At 59.4% G+C, this 6,653-nt stretch carries 6 protein-coding genes; 3 read left to right on the forward strand and 3 right to left on the reverse strand.

Going from position 1 to position 6,653, the window contains the following annotated elements:
* Positions 1–5: 5 nt before the first annotated feature.
* Positions 6–965, reverse strand: a complete 960-nt coding sequence (locus LJD17_RS20635; protein WP_227386077.1) for a quinone oxidoreductase family protein — start codon at positions 963–965, stop codon at positions 6–8.
* A 97-nt stretch (positions 966–1,062) separates the two neighbouring features.
* Between LJD17_RS20635 and LJD17_RS20640 the strand changes: the two genes are divergently transcribed.
* A complete protein-coding gene (locus tag LJD17_RS20640) occupies positions 1,063–1,974 on the forward strand; it encodes a LysR family transcriptional regulator (protein ID WP_227386078.1) in 912 nt (303 codons plus the stop codon).
* Between the two features lie 730 nt (positions 1,975–2,704).
* Here LJD17_RS20640 and LJD17_RS20645 read toward each other — a convergent pair.
* Entirely contained in the window at positions 2,705–3,604 is a 900-nt protein-coding gene (locus tag LJD17_RS20645) for a LysR family transcriptional regulator (protein ID WP_227386079.1), read from the reverse strand.
* 104 nt (positions 3,605–3,708) lie between these two features.
* Here LJD17_RS20645 and LJD17_RS20650 point away from each other — a divergent pair, with 104 nt between their 5' ends.
* Both LJD17_RS20650 and LJD17_RS20655 read left to right on the forward strand, forming a co-directional pair.
* Positions 3,709–4,698: a zinc-dependent alcohol dehydrogenase family protein gene (locus LJD17_RS20650; RefSeq protein ID WP_227386080.1), complete on the forward strand. Its 990-nt coding sequence runs from the start codon at positions 3,709–3,711 to the stop codon at positions 4,696–4,698.
* A 706-nt stretch (positions 4,699–5,404) separates the two neighbouring features.
* Positions 5,405–5,803: an opioid growth factor receptor-related protein gene (locus LJD17_RS20655; protein ID WP_227386081.1), complete on the forward strand. Its 399-nt coding sequence runs from the start codon at positions 5,405–5,407 to the stop codon at positions 5,801–5,803.
* 370 nt (positions 5,804–6,173) lie between these two features.
* Here LJD17_RS20655 and LJD17_RS20660 read toward each other — a convergent pair.
* The coding region (locus LJD17_RS20660; protein WP_227386082.1) for a helix-turn-helix domain-containing protein at positions 6,174–6,653 on the reverse strand (480 nt) is incomplete at its 5' end.

The following is a 6,653-nucleotide window of genomic DNA, read 5'->3' on the forward strand; positions in this document are numbered from 1 at the left end:
GCTTCTCATCGGACTCTCAGGACGAACTTGCCTGGACCCTGTCGAGTCTGAAGTGCCGTATGTGCATCTCCTGCTTTGTGAAGATCGAGCACCGCAATCTCGCCCATGCTGCGATGGTCCAAGGACAGGGCAGCGCGAGCGGCATCTGCGACACGATCCGGGAACAGAGACGAAAGTCCCCCTGTGGCAAAGCCCTCGATCTGCAGCGAGCGCAACCAGATCTCATCCCCAGGAAGGGGAGTGTCCATCCCGCTCGCATTCCCGAGCAGGACGAGACGTCCTCTGGTCTTGAGATGCCGCAGGAGCCCGAGGCGAAACTCGCCACCAACGGTATCAAATGCGGCATCCAGATTGTCTGTTAGGTTCTCGACATCATCTGCGGTAATCGCCTTAGTTGCTCCGGCTCGTATCAAGGTCTCATGGTGGGTGACCTTGCTCGAGATGGCGATGATCTCTGCCGCCCCTGCCGCTTTGGCTGCGGCGATCAGGCACTGGCCAAGCCCGCCAGACGCACCGCTGATGGCCACCCGCGCACCTGGTTCCAAGCTGCCAACGGCCATCACCGCCGTTGCGCCATTCACAATGATGGCTGCCGCCGCAACGAGATCGTCCTCAGAGGCAAGCGGAATCGTCAGCGCCGCCTTGGCTCGTGCGACCTCGGCATATCCGCCCATGCCGCCACCGCCGACAGTGAAGTCGGTCAGGAGTGCCGCTACCTTCTGGCCAGGGGCGAGGTTGGTCACTCCCTCTCCAACAGTCCTGACAAAGCCGCTCACCTCAATTCCGGGGATCAAGGGGAGCTTGGCAAAAGCGAACTTGCCGGCCCTGAGCAGCGTATCGACAAAGCCGACTCCGGCATAAGCAACGTCAATTGTAACCTCGCCCGGCCCGGCCTCCGGAGGGGAAACATGATCTAACTTCAACTGGCTGGCGTTACCGAATTCGCGGATCACGATAGCTTTCATCTTCTGGCTCCATGCTGTTGATGCCGCGAGCATGCCCTGTTCAAGCCATTCGGATTAGTGTTGAATTTGTTGAGTCACCCGTTAGCGGAATTGTTGAATGAGTCGTCTCAAATCCCTCACCGTCTTTGTCCGTGTCGCGGAACTGGGGAGCTTTGCGGCTGCGGCACGGGATCTTGAGCTGTCGCCGGCCATGGTCGGCAACCATATCCGGGCTCTGGAGGAGTGGTTTTCAACCCCCCTGCTTCTTCGGACAACCCGGCAGCAATCCTTGACCGATGCCGGACAGGAGGTCTTGGCAAAGGCCCGGCATGTCCTGGCCGGCATGGCCGCGTTGGAGTCCCTTGCGGAAAGAGGCGAGGAGCCGTCAGGCCCGTTGCGGCTTTCCGCACCCATCGGAATTGGGCGGCATGTCGTTGCGCCCGCCCTGCGGAACCTCGCCCGCACGTATCCCAAGCTAAAGATCGAATTGCGCCTTTCTGACCTACCGGAGGACATGGTTAAATCCGGTCTCGACCTCGCCATCCGCAATGGTCCTTTGCCCGGCGATGAAGCAAGTCTGATCGCTCGCGTCATTGCTCGTCAGACCCTGATTCTCGCTGCGTCGCCGAGCTACTTAACGGCCTACGGCTCACCTCGGAATCTCGGAGATTTGCTGCAGCACAAAACCGTTCGCTACTCCCGCTACGGACGGCCTCGGCCCTGGCTCTTCCCATCCGGGGAAAGTGTGGAGCAGATCGATCCACCGACCGCTTTCATGTCGGATGACATCGAAACCCTCTGCGATGCGGCTCGTGAAGGGCTTGGCATCACTTGGCTGCCTAGCTGGCTTCTGGCACCGCATATTGCCGCCGGCACCCTGGCGATGGTCTTGCCGGAGCAGGAGCCATGGGTGGTTGATACCTTTCTAATCAGGCCCGCATCTCCGCACTTCTCCGCCCAAGTACTGCTTGCTGCCGATGTCCTGGCCGAAGGGATTTTTCAGATATTGAACAGCTGGGGTGTGATCTGAACAGGAGTATGCCGAACTAGAATGATCCCCACTCGATTGTTCAAATCCGACCGAGCATCTTTAAAGGCACGTAAATCTTCGCACTCAACCATGACAGTGTCGCCTTCAAAGCCGTCAAAAACCTTACAGTTTTGATATTAATTGGAGAACGGCCCGGTAATTCTTTTGAGGATCTCTCATCCATCAAGGCCGGTCGGTTTTCAGGGAGTGAACGCTCCCGGTTCCTGCCCACTGGGGTCTTCGGGAAGGTACCGTCACCCCCTTAGCAGAGCTGCTCTGCAAAAGGCGAGATGTGGAGCCCACATCCGGGTGCTGTGTGCGCGCTAGCCTCGACGTGCTCGGGAACCGGGACGGCTTCTCTACTCATTTGAATGTCAGAAAAACGCGGACTATTTTCTGACACATGAGAGCGCAAGGAGCCTCGGTTTCAGATGGGATGGTGAAGCGCGTCCGTGCTCGCGGGCGCGACGGCGTTTTCACGTCTAATTAAGAGTGGGCAGCTCCGACGCATCGCCCCGGGGCTCTACGACTTCCAAAAGGTTCATCCGAAGCTCGGCCTGCTTTCACTGATGCCGGACGATGTTGCGGAGGCGCCGGTACGTGAGACGGGATCGCAAGGACAGACCGCCGGCGTTTGCGCGGCAAATCCGCTCGGGCTTTGGATCCAGTTCCAGCGAAGAATACTCGGTTGCACTCTAGCGACATCTGGGCTGGTGGTCAGAATGGCAGGTTATGTCATGAGTTTAGGTAGTGTGGTCGCCAACGCATCGACCGCAAGACGGACCTTCCGTGGCAAATGAGGCGTCTGCAACCAAAGTGCATAGGCGTCGTATAGAAATCCCGGCTGGTCCGGTAACAGTGGGACAAGCGCCCCTGCCCGAATGCGCTCGCGAACCAGCCAGGAGGGTAGCCAGGCCAGTCCCATCCCGGTGGCCACGGTATCGGCAATTGCATCAAGATCATCAAGCCGCAGTCGGCCCTTTGGCATGATCTCCACCGGAGCGTGGCCATCACGCGGAAACAGCCAGGGCAGAACAGGGCCTGCGCGATGGTAGATGACAGCCCAATGATTGGCCAGATCTTCAAGTCGCTCAGGCCTGCCGTGTCTCTCGAGATACGATGGAGATGCGCAGACGATCATGCGCTGGCGGGCGAGGCGACGGGCGATCACCCCGGTCTTGCTTTCCAAATAGCCGGTTCGGATGGCAAGATCATAGCCGTCTTCTGCAAGATCGATGATGCGGTCGCTAAATGACAGATCGAGTTCCAGCGTGGGGTACTGCTGTGCGAGCCCCAGCAGGATCGGAGCCACGCAGCACCGGCCGAAATGCACTGGCATGGTGACACGCAACTTTCCACGGGGTTCGGACAGTTGATCGGCTGCGAGGGCGTCGGCGGCTTCAGCCTCAGCAAGGACCACCCGACAGCGCTCATAGTAGGCGCGGCCGAAATCCGTAAGGCTCTGGCGGCGTGTGGTCCTGTTGATGAGGCGTACGCCCAGACGCTCTTCAAGAAACCGGATATGCTTGCCAACCATCGGTCCGGAAAGATCGAGCACGGCCGCGGCCGCTGCGAACGATCCCAAGTCGACGGCTTTAACGAACACGGCCATGCTGGTTAGGCGATCCATCTTTAGAAACTCACAGTTTCGACTGTTCTCCCTCTGACGATCTTTATCCGCTCAATCCGGCTCGGCATAGCTTACTCGGTTCAATTATTTTGGAGTTGTGGCCGATGGCACGGGTAGTTCGTTTTTATCAGAATGGTGGTCCCGAAGTTCTGCGCATCGAGAATATCGATGCGCCAGGGCCTCGTCAGGGTGAAGTTCAGATACGGGTCAGGGCGCTAGGCTTGAATCGGGCTGAGGCGTTGCTCCGTTCGGGTTCATATATCGAGACGCCGTCCTTCCCTTCCGGCCTTGGCCTCGAGGCAGCAGGCATCGTCGAAGCGGTCGGCGAGGGCGTGGACGGCTTCGCACCCGGCGACGCCGTGAGCATAGTACCGCCCATCTCGATGGTTCGCTGGCCTGCCTATGGAGAGCTTGCGACATTTCCGGCTGAACTCGTTGTGAAGCACCCGCCATCGCTCGGCTGGGAAGCGGCGGCCGCCGTTTGGATGCAGTATCTTACCGCTTATGGCGCGCTGATCGACATTGCCCAACTTCGCAGGACAGACTTTGTCGTTGTGACCGCGGCATCCAGCAGCGTCGGACTGGCGGCAATTCAGATTGCCAACAGCATCGGCGCGACCCCGATTGCAGTCACGCGCACGTCTGGCAAGGTATCAGCCTTGCTTGAGGCTGGCGCGACGCATGTCATCGCTTCAGCAGAGGAAGATCTGGAAGTCCGGCTGGCGGACATTACCGGGCCGGAAGGTGTACGAGTCGTGTTTGACCCGATCGGCGGACCCATCTTCGAGCCTCTGGCGGCCGCGATGGCGCGGGGCGGCATTCTCATTGAATATGGCGGCCTGAGCCACGAGCCAACTCCGTTTCCGCTGTCCAGTGTACTGAGCAAGAGCCTGACTCTCCGCGGCTACCTCGTTCATGAGATCGTCGGTGACCCGGCGCGATTGGAGGCTGCCAAAGCGTTCATCCTCAAGGGATTGGAGGAGGGTGCTTTGAGGCCGATCATAGCCAGGACCTTTCCGTTCGAACAGATCGTGGAGGCGCATCGCTTTCTGGAGTCGAACGAGCAGTTCGGCAAGATTGTCGTAACTGTTTGACGGATCTTGAAGCCGGGTAACCAGGCGGAGCTGGGCTCGCCTCATGAAGGCGAGTCTCCAATAGACCCGTTCATCGATCGGTTCAGGCGACCTGTTAGCATCATTCTTGCCCATTAAAATGAATCGTCTGCGTGACTGGCGAATCCGTCGCAAGCCCTTTGTTTCAGAATTTCAGCTTCTGTTCCCAAAGATTGATGACGGAGCGTAGCGCGTTCAAAGCCAGGCATTTTGATCGATCGGTGATCCTGCTCTACACCCGGTGGTATGATGAGAGGATATGTCTTACTGTCTGCAATCGTCATCGGTACGCGTGCCCTGCCCGCCGCCGGTCAGGCACACGGGATCGTGCGCGGAGCTGAGCAAGGGACAGCAGTTGGCAACCGGACGGCTGGTCCGGTGGGTCGCTGGCAGCGTTCAGCGTCATCGCACGAGCTACAAGGAACCCGCCGTTCATCGCTAGTACAACCGCTACAGCAAGAGCCTATTGGTGTATCCTTGGAGTGGCAGGCTGAGCTCAGATGAGAGGTAAGAACAGTAGTGCATCCTTGCCTATCCTGGTCTTGCCGGCCAAGCGTCCACACCATCGCTTTAGCGGTCCGAGGTGACAAGCCTATGATGAAAGGGAGATGAGCAAGTGCCGGTCTCATCCGTGTGTCCGCTGCATGCCTACTTGGCCGGCGCTGGACGAGATAGCCGAGGGCGCCGTGTGGTCGATGTGCTCAATCTGTCGGATGAGCAGCTGGAAGAGGTCCATGATTACATCCAATGGCTTTTCCCCCTGCCGAGCCGCAGTGCCGCCGAGCCACATGCACCGACCCTGACCAGGACTGAGATTGCTGCAATCCAAGCTGATGCTCGGGCGATAAAGACGCTCGCGCAGGCAGCTGAGCGGATGCTGCAATTCTACCGTCAGACGAGCTGGTGGCTGACAGGCTATGATCACAACCATCTGCGGATCACCCGCATAATCCGCAGCCTTAGGCTGCTCATAGGACAAGAGGCAGCACAGAGCTTCCACCAAGCTATCCTGACCCTGCACAAAGCAGCTGGAGCTCCGGTCAATGCCCGCAGCCTGCAGTTCTGGGCTGAGGCTGCTCAAGATTGAGGCTGCAATTCAGCGAGGGTCGAGGGGGCTGCCCTATTCGATGGATAGCGCGGATTGCTGGAGAAGGTGTCCTCGGGCGCTAGGTCAGAAATCAGCTGCGCCAGGACTTGTGCCGTAGAGAGCAAATCCTGCCTCTCATCCTTTGTCAACTCGCTGACCGGCACACACTCCAACGCCCGTCCACCGACGGGTTCTTGGCCTCCGCTATTTGCACCAAAGGCTTTGTCTTATCCCGGCTCACTGTCAGCTTTGGCATCGAACGCTCATGGATCGACCGCCACTTGCCAAGCCGGAGCCAAGGGTACCGAATCGAACCGAGGTCAGGAACCACCACCTATGTCACTCGGATGATTCATGGTCTGTGAACCACTTACACGATGCCCCACGCTCGGTAGCGGGTGCGGCCGGTGAGCTCGCGCGGGCGGGCGCCGCCGAGCTGGGCCAGCATCAGGTCGACGGCCTTGGGCGTGACCTTCAGCAGCTTGGCGCCGAGGGGTACTGTCACCAGGGGACGCGACAGGAACAGCGCGACCAGCTCCGGCAGCTTCGAGTTCGAGCGGCAGTCCTTCGTCACCCGCTGCATCAGCTCGCGGGCCAGGATCAGGCGGTCGAGATCCTTGTTGCCGATCGCCAGTGCTTCTTCCGCGACCGTGCAGAAGCCCTCGAGTTTGTCGAGAGCCCCTTCCCTCCCCTGCGGCCGGAACTTGGATTGCTTGAAGCCGGCGGCGAGCGGCAGCAGATGGGCGGTCAGCCCTCTGGCCCGCAGGATGGCCGCGGCCATGATCAAGCCGAGCCACGGCAGGCGGGTGTAGAGGTTGAGATCCAGCCAAGCAGTCCACGCCATGGCTGC

The sequence above is a fragment of the Microvirga rosea genome (assembly GCF_020595095.1).
Taxonomy (GTDB): Bacteria; Pseudomonadota; Alphaproteobacteria; order Rhizobiales; family Beijerinckiaceae; genus Microvirga; species Microvirga rosea.